Below are 14529 nucleotides of genomic sequence, written 5' to 3'. Positions count from 1 at the left end.
AGAGAAGTCAGAGTTGAAAACAAAAAAAATAAGGTACCAACGAGGTACCTTTTATGCTAAATACAATAATAACAGCTACTTAATCACTCAAATTGGTTTTATGCAGTGAATATCTTTAATTTTTTTCTAATAGAAATCTATCCTTTTCCACTAGAAGATTGATTGGTAAATTTGTGCTGAAATTAGGCCTTACCTAAATGATTCTCATCCATAGTGTGATATCTTCCTGCTGAGGAACATCCAGCCTTTTTCTAAGATTATATTTATTATTTTTTATCGTCTGTACAGCCTTAAAAGTATATTGGGCAATATCTTTCGTATTAAATCCCAGGTAAATATAGGCACATAGGATGAGCTCCGACGTTTTTAAATTAGGATTAATGATCAATATTCTTTCGCGAAATTCGGGATATACCTCCTGAAAGCGGCCCCAGAATTCCGGGCTGTTTTCTTTTGCCAGCTGTATAACTTCTTCAAAACTTTCATTTACTTTTTTCTTAAGCGCTCTTACCTGTTGATCTTGCTGTAAAATAGCTGCTGTATTTTTTGTAAGTAAAAAGTCTTTTTTCTTATTTTTCATGTAATGTGAAAAACTTAGCACACTGATTATGATAATAACGCCCAAAAATAGTCCCCCTAAAAGATAATACAGCTTCATGTTTGAATTTTGATTCTGTTTCTTTTCGTCATTAATAAACTTTTTTTCAGTAGCCTGTATGGCTATTATATTATTTTCAGCTAAACTATCTCTTAGTTTTGTGTATTTCAGTAAATACTCATTGGCTTTATAAACGTTATTTTGGGAACTATATATTTCAGCTATGTCTTTATAATTCTTCATCACATTTTTAGGTCTCTTCATTCTCATGGATGCTTCGAGGGAATTCTCATAAAACGCCAAGGCTTTACTGTACTCACCTTTATATTTATAATAGCAGCCTGACATATAATTAAACACCAGATAATCAAATGTTTCCGTAGATTTTTTCAAAAGACTTTCTGCTTTATCCAAGTAAAATTTTGCGGAATCTTCATTTTTTCTTTGAGTGATAAAATAATCGGTAAGATTAGTGGCTTCCACTACTCTAGGAGAAATTGTATATGCTTTATGGATATAATAGTACGTTGAATCCTTATCCTGCAGCAATTCAAAATTAACAGCCTTATTTCCGTAAATAAAATGGAGCTGTTTTTGTTTCTGCTTTTTGTCCTTTAATTTAAATGCCTCTTTTAATGCCTTATTATAATTTTCATTTGACTTTTCAGTGAAGCCTAATGCATAATAGTTTTTTCCGTACCATGTAAATAATGATGATAATAAAGCTGGGTCATCTCCGTATTCGGAAGTCAGATCTTCTGCTTTTTGCAGATATTGTAGCACTTCATCATATTTTCCTAGAGAATGCAGAAAACCCGCAATATAAATATATCCCCGTGCTTTTCCTTTAGCATAATTAATTTTCTCTGACAGCTTAATTGTTTTTTTACTGAACTCTATACCTTCATAGAACTTTTCTTCCTGAAAATATTGATAGTACTTATCTTTCTGTAACTGATCTATTTCGGACGGGGACAACTGCTGAGTATAAAATACACAGGACAGGAACAAAAAAAAGGGCAATATAAAACGGTACATATATTTTTAGATAATACATCTGATAAACAAGTTATTCTGAGCAAGATTTAACAGTCACAATCAGTACTTACTAAAATTAATAAAATTTAACCATTATTCCATATAAATAACGATAATTTAAAAATATGACTGTTATATTACTGTATTCTACGAAGTATACGCCTAATATTCAGAATAGATAATTAAATAAACATTTTCAACACATTAAAACAGAAAATTTTAATTTTAAAAGTAACCGTTACCAATAGACAGCATTAGATATACAATCTCTGTAGCCGGCAACGTAGTGACCAAGGTCCGAAATGGATGGCTACAGAGGGCAAGAAAAAAGGATCTTCTATAAAAGATACCACATTTCTTCCGATGGCAGAAAATTTGTAATCATATCAATAAAAATATCCTATGAACAATACAGTAAAAATAGCGTTAGCCCTGGCGGCAGGAAGTTCTTTACTTTATATGGGTCTGCGAAAAAAAAACAAAAAGAAAGAGGTATTTCTTGCCCCCGACGGAAATACTTATAAAGAAAATGAAATTTACCGCACTTATGACAACAAATTGTTTAAGAATGGTAAAGAGTTTCATTTTGAGACTCCTGAATTAGATGACCACTTTCCTAAATCAAACACCTTTTACGGTACAATGAATGGGAACACTCATTTAAAACAACAAACGGCAAACAAGAATGTTACTTACCATCATAAAGGGGTAAGGCATCATTAAAGCTTCACCCCTATTACCAACCACAAAAAATAGTATTATGAGAAATTTATTATGGCTTGTTGCAGTAATCTGCATCGTTGTATGGCTATTAGGAATGCTGGGGATTATCCCTGGCATGGACACCGGAAGTTTAATTCATACTCTTCTGGTCATTGCTGTTATTGTTATTTTGATCAATTTATTTACAGGACGAAAGCCCCTGAATTAAATATCAGGAACCAACCAATAAAAGGATGCTATTTGGCATCCTTTTTTATTTGTTCTCAACCCAGGGAATCCTTCGTTTTACTTCAGAGAATAATCTCACCCATCCAATTCAGTTTTTGAGCCTAAAATAAAAACATGAGAATTCCCGAATTTCACATCCAATGTGACGGTTTTCAACGCACTGAATATTTTCGTAAACATTTGGAATCCAACCACTATTCGCAATAAATCACTTTTTAAGGTAGGTCATCATACTTGGGTTATTGCAGCTGTAAATGGCCTTACTAAAATTATAAATTCTCTTTATATTTCACCAATAGATATTCAATTATTCTTTTCCTTATATTTACAGAATATACTAGTTATTATGACAAAAAAAGTTGTCCTTGTTCAAGATAATGAAGCCATCTTGGATATAATGGATCAAGTGTTGAAAGAAGAAGGTTTTGATGTTACTTCATCATTAACAACTGAACCGATTGAAAAAATCGACGAGATTGAACCTGACGTCGTTATTGTAGATGATTATATCAAAGGAAATAAAAAGGGATCAGAGGTCATCGAAGAATTAAAATCTGTGCCGGAAACAGAAGATATATCAGCTGTCCTGACTTCTACGGCTCATGATTTACCCGAGAAAGCAAAAGAATGCAAAGCAGATGACTATATTGAAAAACCATTTGATATTGATCACATGATAGAAGTGGTTAAAAAAAATTCTTAATCAGGTCCATACTCAACCTGGTTAAAAAAATTGGTTGTGTGTCGCAAGATAGAAAGAAAATTTACAAACTGCCGATATTAGTTCCCAAATTAGGATTTATTTACCTTAATGCTTCTATAGGTAGTTTCAAACATTTTCGTTCGTTTGTTCACCACCCTTTTCAATATTTGATTTTAATTATTCTCAAATTTCACTGCGGCATTTCTGTTACCCAATGTAGCAGCAAATTCGGTCGGATTGTCAACATCTCCAAGTTTTGTATAGCTGTATGTGGTATTGAAGCTCCTATATAAAATAACACCATTAATTTCCGAAATTCACAAAGTGTGGGATTTCTGTCCCTAAGTCATTCACTGGCAACACATTGTTCCGGTTGCTGTTAAAATCAAAAATAGAATTATTATCGAAAGGAACACGGGGATAGTACGTAAAAGAAATTTGAATTCTATTGAAAACCAAATATGGATTATTTATCAAAACACCAATTCCTATTTTAGTGTTACTTTTTGTTTTCAATAATTTATCATCAGGCATACCCAACCACCCGACTGCAGCAGTCAGATAAGGACTGAAATGAAAATTCTTCCAGGTTTTATTAATAAAAAGCTGAAGCTAATATCTCAAAACCAATTTTTTTGTTCCTATATAATCTGAATTATATACAGGAAATTCATCTGCAGAGGAAAGATTAATTCTGTCTTTATAAGAATAATTGTGCTGCGGATTTCCTAATGCTAAAGTTGGAGAAAAGAAATGTCTTGCTTTGGCAAATTTCCAATCCATAAGATTAGTAAAATAAGTTCCATCTAAACGAAAAGACTCGCGGTTTTGACTGTCTTCATTAAAAAACCTTCCAAACTGAGCTTTCACATTGAAATAACCGATCTTTATAAAATTACCATATGATGCAGAAACTCCCACGTATGGCCTCACCTCATTACTTCTTGATAAAACTCCGGCAGTAAGATTCATTGAATTGCCATAGGCAATATCTTCCGGCAAATTATATTGAAAAATATTCTTCTGAACTGAAAAGTTTCTGTGAATAAATCCGGCAGACATCAGAAAACTGCTGTAAGAGCTAAAATATTGATATTGGTCAATTCCCGGACTGTCTTTATATTGATAATTCTGGAATCTTCCTATCAATGCAATATTACTGTCGACTTTTTCATTTGAATCAGATGAAACAGGGATTTGATAACCACCCCATAAATCCTGGCTGTACACCTTGATCTGCACTTCCGGAAATGTGGTACCTGTCTCTACTGGAAGTGAAACATTCCGCATAAAATATTCGAAAGTAAAACCACCTGCCCATTTTGTAAGGGGTGAGAAAAAATCTCTTCTGACATTGAAATTGATTCTTTCATTTTTCAAAAAATCACGTTCTCCCAATATCTGAGCATTAATATAAGAACCCCAAAGGTTAAATGCAGTATAGCTTCCTAAAAGATAGTCCTGCTTTTCTTTGGAATCATTTCTATAAAGCAGATTCAATTCATGTCCTAATCCCAACAGATTTTCTTCGGAAACACCTAAGCCAATTTTACTTCCTGAATAACTGACTCTGGGCTTTAGACTCCAGGAATCGAGAACTTTTACCACAACATCAATAGAATCTTTGCTGGAAGTACTGTCTGAAACACTAATATTCACTCTGTTTATAAAAGGCATTGCTCTTAGCAAACGTTCAGATTCATAGAGTTTCTGGGCATTATATTCTTCACCTTCCTGAAAAAGTAAATAATTATTAACAGTAGAAGTTCTTGTATTCGCATGAAGGTGATTGGTGAACCAATCATACCATCTGGATTTTTCCTTTTTTTCTTTTGAACCATATCCAAAAGGGTCAATTGTTTCTATCCTGATATTTCTGATATATTTCCCATTGTGAGTCTTTTGTAAAAGTTTCTCAGTTCTTGTTTTAACAGAGGCTGAATCTGCCTCCCTACGAAATATGAAACGGTGAATAAATTTGGTAACTTTTCTTTTATCCGAAAAGTTTTCAATTTTATAATAAAGCGAATCCTTTCTTTCCTGTGCACTTAAAAAGAAAAAACAATTTAAAAAGAAAATAAGAATTACGACCGATTTGTTCATCAATAATTAAAAATTAAAATTTAATATCAATTAATAAGCCAATATAGGGTAATATAATAATTTAGTTGCACCTTCTGTTTCCGGCAATTATCATTACAATTATGATGAAAGCTTCAATAATCTAATTGAGTGATTTTTATTGGAATTTAAAAGCTTCGGAATGAATACGATACGTAACTCTGCCAGGTGACGGTTAAAAATTAATACCTGACTTACTGTGGAAAAATATTTACCTGCAGGTAAAATGATCGATTGCCAACTACCAATGAAGCATTAACACAGACCGGAGTGACCCGGGGAGAAACATCCAGACCAATAGCATTTTGACCGACCACAGGTGGCTCTACGCGATTCATGATTCAGTAATCCAGCTTAGAAACTATTAATTAATATAATTCTTTATCAGAAAATTTGAAATCCTGTATTGTAGGCAGGGGCCTTATTAAAACTCTTTTTTTTCTTGCTTTCAATGCTTTGGCTGAACCTGATATTTCATCCGTTTCGGTTCTGATCCCTGTCACCAAATCAAATTTGGTTTCTGTAAATATGGTATTTTCATCAGTATAACCTTTGGTTGCATTATTCGTGAGCTTATTGACATAAATTAATTCAAAATTACCATTTTGATATTTGAAATCATATGTAATATTCCCGCTTTTAATTTCACTCCACATTTTTAAAATCCCGTTTTCAATAAAGAAATCGGGAATTTGATATCCATTAAATTTACCTTGGTTTTCGACGGGATATTGCGGTTCGATGATTTGAGTTGAAGATACAGCTAAAGTTAATTTTCCATTGGGTTGAGACAGAAAAATTTGTAATCTTAATGGTCTTGTCTCGTCTACTGTATCCATTTTTACGGTTATTTTATCCATTTTGCCGTCATTATTTAAGTCACCGTTTTCTTCCCTGACCTGATACGTATAATTGTCTTTAGTCTTAATACTTTGGGCAGATAAATTCATTGGGACTGAAATTAAAATGAATATAAAGTATAGGTAAATGTTGTTCATAATTCTATTCATTTATTTTTGGTTTTTAATGGCTATATCACCTAAGCTATTTTCTGAAAATCTCAACAACAATTAACAACATTATTTTACCGTATAAAAGACAGAATTTCATTAAATGGTTTTCCGAAGATAATTCCATATAAAGAAACCACAAATAAAACAGCTATAATAATTAAAAAAACGGGCTTATATCTGAATATCAGCCCTCTCTTTTGAGTATATCTGTAATTGATGTATGTACCGATTAAAAAAAGCCCCGTAAATAAGAGTATAAAATAATTGACCTGCATACCATATTATTTTACTTTGTCGATTCGTACTTCAACAGGATAAATTGATGATTTTCCAACTTCAAATGAAACTTCTACTTTATCATTCGTTGTTAGGGGTTGGCCATCGTTGTCGTAGAATATTGTTTTATCGGAGCCACGTCCTGTATCTTCAGGAACAAAAACACTGTTGTGTCCATCTTGTTTCCAATCCATCTCTACTGGCGTAATTGTTTCTCCGTCATCGCCAGGTGCTGTATTCACATATACGGTTTGAGGCCTGTCAACGTACACCGTCATTCCCGCGGAATAATTCAAATAGCCTGTAATAGAAAAACGTTTGCCTTCATTCACCTCTTTGGCTGCGATTATTTTTTGGACCGCTGTTTTGGACGATTCTACTGGTGTTCCTTTCTCACGGTTTTTACCACTTTCAAAATAGGAGCACGATGTAGCTGTTAATAATGCTCCTGCAACTGCTGCCGTTACCAATAATGTTTTAGTTTTCATATTATTTTTTTTAATGATGTTTTTGGTACCGCATACTACTTATGGTTTCTCCATATTCTCTTCGTAGCCTGAACTAATTCTCTGACTAATTAATGATTAAATAACTCGGCGACTACTTCTTCCAATTTTTTCTGTAACTGACCTGTTTCAGCCGTTGTCACTTTTCGGTTGATTCTCATATCATTTCTAAGTTTCAGATAATAATCCAATTCATTTTTTGTCGTTGCAGGTTTGATCTGATGAAAATTTGAGCCTATCCAATAATCGCCTTTACATTTGTCATTATATAATTCTAAAAATATAAAATCGTCCTTTTTATCTCCATTGATGTCCTTGATAACGAACGCAGGAATAGTAAGATCACAACCTTTGACAGTCAGAACAGATTTAAACTTTGAAACCATCTGATTTGTTTCCGGGCTGATAAAAAAGTAGGTTAATGATGATGTCTCTTTATCATCCCTCTCTACTGTGCAGATTGCCAATACAAACGGTTCATTGTCTGCTTTTGTGATATAAGCTTTTTTAAGCGTGACAGGAATCAGCTCTCCAGTATTATCATTTTTTATTTTTGAAGGCACAATCTGCTTTGCATAATCAAAAGTGTCCTTTCTCCAGTCCGGAAATGTACTGGGAATAACTGCTTTACTTTTCTGTGCAGTGGCACTAATAAATAATAACAGAGATATGAAGAATAATAGTTTGCTATTTTGTGTCATTTGTTATGTATTTAAACTCTGTAATATATCACATGATTGCCGAATTTTTTCAAAATTTTTATTTAAGCTGAAAAGAAAACATAGCAAAATTCAAGAGAATATTACCATGTTAAAATACGAAAAATATAACTCATTAAAGAAATAGTAATTTTATTATGATGATACCCCTAACTATCCTCATAGATGAATTGGTTTACATCACAGAGATTTTTTCCAAAATCTGTATCCTGCCGAATAGATCCCAAGCTCTTCCATTTTTTTAATGTAAGATCTTTCAAACATTGACAATTTAATTTCTGTTACATCTACCGATCTGGATGTTTTATTTCCCTGTGAATCGAAAGAGATCTCCTCTTCTTTATGATCATCTTTAAAAAGGTAATAGTAGAAAGTTTTACCTTCCCAATAAGAAGCATTTGGATCGTTATCATCAACAGCAAGTTTCTTGCAGTTTTTACTGATATAGTCTTTGATCTTATTAAAGTCAGCGTTATTTTTTGAAGTCTTTCCCACTTCAAGATACATTAAGTTGCCTTTACGGTCTTCCACCATATCTATTTTGGGGAATGCTACTGTATTTAAAATAGCTAGCTTATCTTTTTCAGGATCATACGCTACCGTCTTATATCCATAACCAAATATTTCGGTTGGTTTTTTATTTCTTACCATCCAGTCATTGGTTGATTCCAAAGACAGGTCTGTAGGGAACCTCCCATCTGTTTTATAGTATCCTAAAGTATCTTTGACAAAAAATGCATTATCTAGAAGATTCAGGGCTTCTTTCTTGTCCATACTTTTAGGATCTTTCGAAATGATCTCATTGTTTTTTTTAATCTTGTTCATATAAAATTCTGAGACATCAAAATCATTTGATATTTTTGCCAGATCAACAATTTTGTTGTCTTGAGAATGACAAGATGTAAGAAGGAATAATGCGATGATCAGGTAAATTTTATTTTTCATGAGTTATTGATTGTAAGATATAAATTTATAATATTATTTGGTGACAATGATGATACGTAATAAATCAGTTTCTTTACTATCATTTTATATAATATACTCAGCATTTAAGATAACAAGAGATCTTCAATGATAAAATCAAGCTTTCATCATTAACTTAGAAATCCAGGCTAGGATTAATAGATGAAGATGATGAGGAAAATGTTGATTTTTGATTCAATATCAGGCTTCAATTCAGTATACCTTTTTTCAAAATTTTCAGATTTTCTTCCTTTTTCTGGATTTTAAACTCAGTAAGTTTTAATTTTCCCTTTAGAACCGGAAATCTATTTTTTCAGTCAGGAATACAGAAGTAGATACCTCTGTAATTAAACAGATCATATAAATGGTGACCTATTTGATTTTTCTGACACTAGCATAAAAACAAAAAACGCTGTAAACATTGATGTTTACAGCGTTTTAGCTTATTTTGGTCTCCCAATTTGCGGAGAGAGAGGGATTCGAACCCCCGGACCTGTTACAGTCAATAGTTTTCAAGACTATCGCAATCGACCACTCTGCCATCTCTCCTGAATAACGGCTATACCGTTGTTTTCAGTGGTGCAAATATAAAACGATTTTACAGTTCTGCAAAACTTTTCTGCGAGAAATTTTAACTAAACCTAATAATAGACTTAAAATCAGGGGAATTATTTTTCTAGAACACCCTGACCTCTTCCCTGTCTACTATAGCAATGAAACTGTTTTTTATAAGATCTGATGGATACACAAACTGATCTCCATTTTCTCCCTTCACTACAATAGCTGCTTGTTCATCGTTCAGGCATTTGTCCAGCTGGCTTTGCATTTCATTCAGTCTTCCATCCTGGATTTCAATCGTATAGGTTCCTGTTATGTGCTTTATTTTTATGACTTTCTTGTGCATATTATTTTTTTTGATTGGGATTTAAATTTAGGAATTTTACTTAAAGTAGCTAAGGGTTTAATAAGCTTTTGTAACTTTTGTGATAGAAAAGAAGATAAAATACAATAAAAAAAGCGTACCCGGTGGGTACGCTTGTATGATAATAGGTTGAATATTAATGTAATTCAGCTAGATATTTCTCTGCATCCATTGCTGCCATACATCCGCTTCCTGCAGCGGTGATCGCCTGTCTGTAAATATGATCCTGAACATCTCCTGCAGCAAAAACTCCCGGAAGATTCGTTCTTGTAGATCCTTTTTCAGTAAGGATATATCCGTTTTCGTCAAGATCAATTTGTCCCACGAAGATATCTGTATTCGGCTTGTGTCCGATCGCAATGAAGATACCTTCTACGTCAACGGCAGAGGTTTCCTGCGTTTGGTTGTTGATGATCAGGGCTCTTTCTACAAGGCTGTTTTCACCTTCAATACCAATCAGCTCATGATTGAATTTCACTTCAATATTCGGAGTATTTTCTACTCTGTGGATCATCGCTTTAGAAGCTCTGAAAACATCTTTTCTTACCAGCATGGTTACTTTTCTCGTAAGCTTTGCAAGGTAAGTTGCTTCTTCTGCTGCTGTATCTCCCGCTCCTACTACTACCACGTCTTTTCCTCTGTAGAAGAAACCGTCGCATGTAGCACATGCCGAAACACCTCCTCCCGCGTATTTCTTCTCATCGTCAAGGCCAAGATATTTGGCTGTAGCTCCTGTAGAGATAATCACTGTTTTTGCCAGGATCTCTTTATTCCCAGCATATAATTTATGAACACCGCCGTTTTCTTTAGAGAATTCAGCTTTGGTGATCATTTCATAATGAACTTTAGTCTCGAATCTTTCCGCCTGCTTCTGCAGATCCATCATCATTTCAGGTCCTGTAATCCCTGCCGGATATCCTGGAAAGTTATCAACTTCCGTAGTTGTTGTTAATTGTCCGCCCGGCTCCAAACCTGTATACAGTTCAGGTTTTAAGTCTGCTCTTGCTGCATATATTGCCGCTGTGAAACCAGAAGGTCCAGATCCAACGATCACACAATCTAAAATATTTTGCTCCATAAATTTACTTTGTTCAAAAAGATTTTAATTCAGTCCGCTAATTTCGTAATTTTTAATGTTTTATTAAAGTATTTTTAATGATACTTGTCAATATCAAATATGTGAACTATCGATAAATTGTTCGTGTTTCGGAATGCAGGTTATAATGTGCAGTTACGGGCTATTTTCATTCTCATTCTACCCCTACAACTCTCATACTCTCCCACTCTCAAACCCATCAATTCATTACACCTTCATTTTAATTTTATCCACATTGATAATCTTATATACCAGCTCCTTAATCAGTTCAGCTTCTCCCATATTCACTGCACCAAGTCCCTTGCCTTTCATATCAAACTCTCTTAAAATAGAAATGACTCTTGTGGCATGTTTTAGTGGATACAGTCTTGCACTTTCTGCATAATCTTTAATAAAATAAGGGTTAACCCCCATCTGCGAAGCAATAACCTGTGGCGGCTGTCCGGCCATCGTCTGGTAAATGATCACATTGGAAAAGTAACTGTAAAGGCTTGCCAACATCATAACAAAAGGATTGTTCTTTGGGTTTTTACCCATAAAATGAGCAATCTTAAAGGCCGCATCAGCATTTTTGGTTCCTAAAGCCTTCTGAAGCTCAAAAACATTATATTCCTTGCTGATTCCGATATGGTTTTCCACGATCGTCCCATCCAGCATTTCACCTTCTTTAAGGATGATCTTTAGTTTATTCAGTTCGTTGGCAATTCTTGAAAGGTCGTTTCCCAGATATTCTGCAAGCAGATGGGAAATATTCGGAGCTGTTTTAATTTTAAGGCGTGTACATTCATCAGCAATCCATTTCGGAAGATTGGTATCTCTCACCGACTCACTTAAGAAAAGAGCCTTGGCTTTGTCCAAAGCTTTTGTGGCTTTTTTTCTGCTGTCCAGTTTCTTATGCTTATGGGCAAAAACAAGCACGGTAGATGGTACAGGATTTTCAACATAGGTTTCCAAAACTCTGTTTTCCTCTTCATTAAATTTCAAATCCTGAGCTTCCTTTACAATGATCACCTGCTTGTCCCCCATCATTGGGAACTGTCTTGCCAGGGAAAGAATCTCCTGATAAGAAGTATCTTTTCCGTATACAACAGTCTGGTTAAAAGCTTTTTCATCTTCCTCCAGAAAGTCGTGTTCTAGCACTTTTACAGCAGCATCAATAAAGTAAGGTTCTTCTCCGTGGAAAAAATAAATAGGTAAAACTTCTTTATTTTTAATATTTTTGAGGATTAAATCTAATTCTTTCATCTTATTAATGGAACTTCCAAAACTGAATTTTCAGGAAACTTTTGATTTTAAATTCAAGAAAGACAAAGATAAGTTTTTTATTTATGACTTGATCCGTAAAACTTATCTTCTCCTTACCCCTGAGGAATGGGTGAGGCAGCACTGGGTACACTATTATCTCACCGTAAAGGCCTATTCTCCGTCCGCTCTTATTACCGAAAAAAAGATCCTTCTGAACGGCCTTACCAAAAGAATCGACCTGCTGGTTACCGAGAAAACAGAACCCATTATCCTGATTGAATGCAAAGCACCCCAAATTAAGCTTACAGAGAAAACATTTGAACAGACAGCGCGGTACAATTCCATTATCGGAGCGAAAGAAATTATCCTGACCAATGGCCTGCAGCACATCAATGCTTATTATGAAAACGGGCAATATCAGTTTTATAAACCGGAGTAAACTTTCTAACCACCAGTTTTTAATTGACGGGGATCACATTCCCTTCCACTGGAGGGGTGGCGAAAATTCAAAGAATTTTTGACGGGGTGGTTTAAAAAGATACATATCAACCACAAAAGTCACAAAAGCTTTTGAAACACTTAAGTGTATTTAAGTTGAATACACTGCGCAAAGAAGTACACTTAAGTTTTCATGAAAAGCTCTGATTTTCTCCTTATGTGATCTTATTATTTTCAGCCTGGTAAAACTTTTAAAACTAAAGTGCTCTCAAGTGTTTAAAATTAAAAACTTTTGCGACTTTTGTGGTTAAATAAAATTAAAAAAGTTTAAAACATATATGGAAATTAAGAATATCATCTTCGATTTTGGAGGCGTACTCATGGATTGGAATCCCAGGTATTTTTTTAAAGACTATTTCAATGACGATGAGAAAATGGAATATTTTCTTGAAAACATTGCCCAATCGGAATGGAATGAAGAGCAGGACCGCGGCAGAAGCCTGGCAGAAGGTACCGAAATCCAGATTAAAAAATTCCCTGAATGGGAAAAGGAGCTCAGAGCTTATTATGACAACTGGACTGTAATGCTGAAAAGTGATATTCCGCAGAATGTAGAGATTTTAAGACGCTTAGGAAATACAGACTATCAATTGTTCGGGCTTACCAACTGGTCTGAGGAAACTTTTCCTTATGCCCTGGAAAATTATGACTTCTTCAAGCTTTTTAACGGAAAGATTGTGGTTTCGGGAACAGAAAAACTGATCAAACCGGATCCTAAAATCTGGCATATTCTGCTGGAAAGATATAATCTTAAAGCCAATGAATCTGTTTTCATCGATGATAATCCTAAAAATATCGAAATGGCCAATTCACTTGGGTTTACGACCATAAAAATCGATCCGGATACTGATCTGGAAAAAGAACTGGCAGATCTGGGAATTCAACTCTGATCACCTTTGGCTTTACAATATTTTCATCCTCAATATAAGTTATTTTTGGTAATTTAGTTGAGGATTTTAATTAACCTGAATTCATAATTAAAACCTTTTTAATATTTTACCAATTACAGAATATGATACGCAACCTCTTATTAACAGCATGCATGATAAGTGCAGGAACACTTCTCAGCCAAAAACTTAAAACAGTTACTTACCAGGATGGCGCACAGAAGCTGAATGGTCTGGTCACTTCGAATGCAGGAAAAAAACTTCCGGGTGTCCTAATTCTTCCAGCCTGGAAAGGTATTGATGATGAAGCCAAAACAGCTGCTGCCGAGCTTGAAAAACAGGGTTATATTGCTTTCATTGCCGATATTTACGGAGAAGGAAATATTCCCGCTGATAATGCTTCTGCCGGCAAAACAGCCGGATATTACAAACAGAATTACGATGCTTATCAAAAGCGGATTTCCCTGGCTCTAGAACAATTGAAGAAAAATGGGGCAATTGCTGATAAAATTGCTGTGATCGGATACTGTTTCGGCGGAACTGGAGCTTTAGAATCTGCGAGGGGAAGTCTTCCGGTTGTGGGAGTTGTTTCCATCCACGGAAGCATAGGAAAGGATCAAACCAGAAAAAACGGACCGATTTCCGCAAAGATTTTAGTGGAAAATCCTGCAGATGATCAGGGAGTGACGCCGGAAGACTATAATAATTTAATCAAAGAAATGAACGAGGGCAATGCAGACTGGCAGATTATTACCTATGCCCATTCAAAACATACATTTACCGATCCGAAATCGCCAGATTATAATGAAGTAATGGCCAAAAGAGCCTGGAATCATACATTGATGTTCTTGAAAGAAATACTTAAATAAATTTAATTTTAATATAACAATGCAGCAATGTAGCAGTGTAACAATACTTTACCGACGAATTGAATTGGTTATTGTTACACTGCTACATGGGTTGATTTACAAATATTTTACTTTATTTAAAAAG

16 protein-coding genes and 1 tRNA gene are annotated in these 14529 nt (G+C 34.5%); 6 read left to right on the top strand and 11 right to left on the bottom strand.

Translation table 11 applies throughout. From position 1 onward, the window contains the following. Positions 1-193: 193 nt before the first annotated feature. A complete protein-coding gene (locus tag LC418_RS09265) occupies positions 194-1576 on the bottom strand; it encodes a tetratricopeptide repeat protein (protein ID WP_223558854.1) in 1383 nt (460 codons plus the stop codon). Positions 1577-2038: 462 nt separating this feature from the next. Here LC418_RS09265 and LC418_RS09260 point away from each other — a divergent pair, with 462 nt between their 5' ends. The 3 genes from LC418_RS09260 to LC418_RS09250 all read left to right on the top strand — a co-directional run bounded on the left by LC418_RS09260 (position 2039) and on the right by LC418_RS09250 (position 3290). Continuing rightward, positions 2039-2359, top strand: coding sequence for a hypothetical protein (locus LC418_RS09260; protein ID WP_111957498.1), 321 nt, complete (start codon positions 2039-2041; stop codon positions 2357-2359). 37 nt (positions 2360-2396) lie between these two features. Then, entirely contained in the window at positions 2397-2567 is a 171-nt protein-coding gene (locus LC418_RS09255; RefSeq protein ID WP_111957500.1) for a lmo0937 family membrane protein, read from the top strand. A 366-nt stretch (positions 2568-2933) separates the two neighbouring features. Next, positions 2934-3290 carry a response regulator gene (locus LC418_RS09250; protein ID WP_111957502.1) on the top strand — a complete coding sequence of 119 codons (357 nt, stop codon included), beginning with the start codon at positions 2934-2936 and terminating at the stop codon, positions 3288-3290. Between the two features lie 612 nt (positions 3291-3902). On the opposite strand, the gene LC418_RS09245 is transcribed toward LC418_RS09250, so the two are convergent. From LC418_RS09245 to holA, 10 genes are all read right to left on the bottom strand, one after another. Next, positions 3903-5393 carry a POTRA domain-containing protein gene (locus LC418_RS09245; RefSeq protein WP_223558853.1) on the bottom strand — a complete coding sequence of 497 codons (1491 nt, stop codon included), beginning with the start codon at positions 5391-5393 and terminating at the stop codon, positions 3903-3905. Positions 5394-5605: 212 nt separating this feature from the next. Next, positions 5606-5749 (bottom strand): hypothetical protein, encoded by a 144-nt coding sequence (locus tag LC418_RS09240; RefSeq protein ID WP_223558852.1) that lies wholly within the window; start codon positions 5747-5749, stop codon positions 5606-5608. Positions 5750-5779: 30 nt separating this feature from the next. Continuing rightward, entirely contained in the window at positions 5780-6361 is a 582-nt protein-coding gene (locus LC418_RS09235; protein ID WP_223558851.1) for a hypothetical protein, read from the bottom strand. A gap of 344 nt (positions 6362-6705) precedes the next feature. After that, entirely contained in the window at positions 6706-7188 is a 483-nt protein-coding gene (locus LC418_RS09230) for a flagellin (RefSeq protein ID WP_223558850.1), read from the bottom strand. Positions 7189-7277: 89 nt separating this feature from the next. Beyond that, positions 7278-7907 (bottom strand): hypothetical protein, encoded by a 630-nt coding sequence (locus LC418_RS09225; RefSeq protein ID WP_223558849.1) that lies wholly within the window; start codon positions 7905-7907, stop codon positions 7278-7280. 198 nt (positions 7908-8105) lie between these two features. Continuing rightward, complete coding sequence (locus LC418_RS09220; protein ID WP_223558848.1) at positions 8106-8870, bottom strand: hypothetical protein; 765 nt, start codon at positions 8868-8870, stop codon at positions 8106-8108. A gap of 482 nt (positions 8871-9352) precedes the next feature. Further along, positions 9353-9437, bottom strand: a tRNA-Ser gene (locus LC418_RS09215). A 127-nt stretch (positions 9438-9564) separates the two neighbouring features. Beyond that, positions 9565-9792, bottom strand: coding sequence for a glyceraldehyde-3-phosphate dehydrogenase (locus tag LC418_RS09210; RefSeq protein ID WP_223558847.1), 228 nt, complete (start codon positions 9790-9792; stop codon positions 9565-9567). A 154-nt stretch (positions 9793-9946) separates the two neighbouring features. After that, positions 9947-10888 carry a thioredoxin-disulfide reductase gene (gene trxB, locus LC418_RS09205; protein ID WP_111957518.1) on the bottom strand — a complete coding sequence of 314 codons (942 nt, stop codon included), beginning with the start codon at positions 10886-10888 and terminating at the stop codon, positions 9947-9949. Between the two features lie 225 nt (positions 10889-11113). After that, a complete protein-coding gene (gene holA, locus LC418_RS09200; RefSeq protein WP_223558846.1) occupies positions 11114-12151 on the bottom strand; it encodes a DNA polymerase III subunit delta in 1038 nt (345 codons plus the stop codon). A 7-nt stretch (positions 12152-12158) separates the two neighbouring features. On the opposite strand from holA, the gene LC418_RS09195 reads away from it, so the two are divergent. The 3 genes from LC418_RS09195 to LC418_RS09185 all read left to right on the top strand — a co-directional run bounded on the left by LC418_RS09195 (position 12159) and on the right by LC418_RS09185 (position 14405). Then, positions 12159-12590: a type I restriction enzyme HsdR N-terminal domain-containing protein gene (locus LC418_RS09195; RefSeq protein WP_111957522.1), complete on the top strand. Its 432-nt coding sequence runs from the start codon at positions 12159-12161 to the stop codon at positions 12588-12590. Positions 12591-12927: 337 nt separating this feature from the next. Then, a complete protein-coding gene (locus LC418_RS09190) occupies positions 12928-13539 on the top strand; it encodes an HAD family hydrolase (protein ID WP_223558845.1) in 612 nt (203 codons plus the stop codon). A gap of 122 nt (positions 13540-13661) precedes the next feature. Next, positions 13662-14405 (top strand): dienelactone hydrolase family protein, encoded by a 744-nt coding sequence (locus tag LC418_RS09185; RefSeq protein ID WP_223558844.1) that lies wholly within the window; start codon positions 13662-13664, stop codon positions 14403-14405. Positions 14406-14529: the final 124 nt, after the last annotated feature.

This window comes from Chryseobacterium lathyri (genome assembly GCF_019970085.1).
Lineage (GTDB): Bacteria > Bacteroidota > Bacteroidia > Flavobacteriales > Weeksellaceae > Chryseobacterium > Chryseobacterium lathyri.
Note: the sequence above shows the minus strand (reverse complement) of the source record. Positions and strands in the feature narration are given on the sequence as shown.

Bases quoted from the DNA above. Each gene is read 5' to 3' on its own strand.
- LC418_RS09245 (WP_223558853.1), bottom strand. From the start codon at position 5,393: ATGAACAAATCGGTCGTAATTCTTATTTTCTTTTTAAATTGTTTTTTC.
- holA (WP_223558846.1), bottom strand. From the start codon at position 12,151: ATGAAAGAATTAGATTTAATCCTCAAAAATATTAAAAATAAAGAAGTT.
- trxB (WP_111957518.1), bottom strand. From the start codon at position 10,888: ATGGAGCAAAATATTTTAGATTGTGTGATCGTTGGATCTGGACCTTCT.
- LC418_RS09225 (WP_223558849.1), bottom strand. From the start codon at position 7,907: ATGACACAAAATAGCAAACTATTATTCTTCATATCTCTGTTATTATTT.
- LC418_RS09230 (WP_223558850.1), bottom strand. From the start codon at position 7,188: ATGAAAACTAAAACATTATTGGTAACGGCAGCAGTTGCAGGAGCATTA.
- LC418_RS09235 (WP_223558851.1), bottom strand. From the start codon at position 6,361: ATGAATTTATCTGCCCAAAGTATTAAGACTAAAGACAATTATACGTAT.
- LC418_RS09210 (WP_223558847.1), bottom strand. From the start codon at position 9,792: ATGCACAAGAAAGTCATAAAAATAAAGCACATAACAGGAACCTATACG.
- LC418_RS09240 (WP_223558852.1), bottom strand. From the start codon at position 5,749: ATGAATCGCGTAGAGCCACCTGTGGTCGGTCAAAATGCTATTGGTCTG.
- LC418_RS09260 (WP_111957498.1), top strand. From the start codon at position 2,039: ATGAACAATACAGTAAAAATAGCGTTAGCCCTGGCGGCAGGAAGTTCT.
- LC418_RS09220 (WP_223558848.1), bottom strand. From the start codon at position 8,870: ATGAAAAATAAAATTTACCTGATCATCGCATTATTCCTTCTTACATCT.
- LC418_RS09250 (WP_111957502.1), top strand. From the start codon at position 2,934: ATGACAAAAAAAGTTGTCCTTGTTCAAGATAATGAAGCCATCTTGGAT.
- LC418_RS09185 (WP_223558844.1), top strand. From the start codon at position 13,662: ATGATACGCAACCTCTTATTAACAGCATGCATGATAAGTGCAGGAACA.
- LC418_RS09255 (WP_111957500.1), top strand. From the start codon at position 2,397: ATGAGAAATTTATTATGGCTTGTTGCAGTAATCTGCATCGTTGTATGG.
- LC418_RS09195 (WP_111957522.1), top strand. From the start codon at position 12,159: ATGGAACTTCCAAAACTGAATTTTCAGGAAACTTTTGATTTTAAATTC.
- LC418_RS09190 (WP_223558845.1), top strand. From the start codon at position 12,928: ATGGAAATTAAGAATATCATCTTCGATTTTGGAGGCGTACTCATGGAT.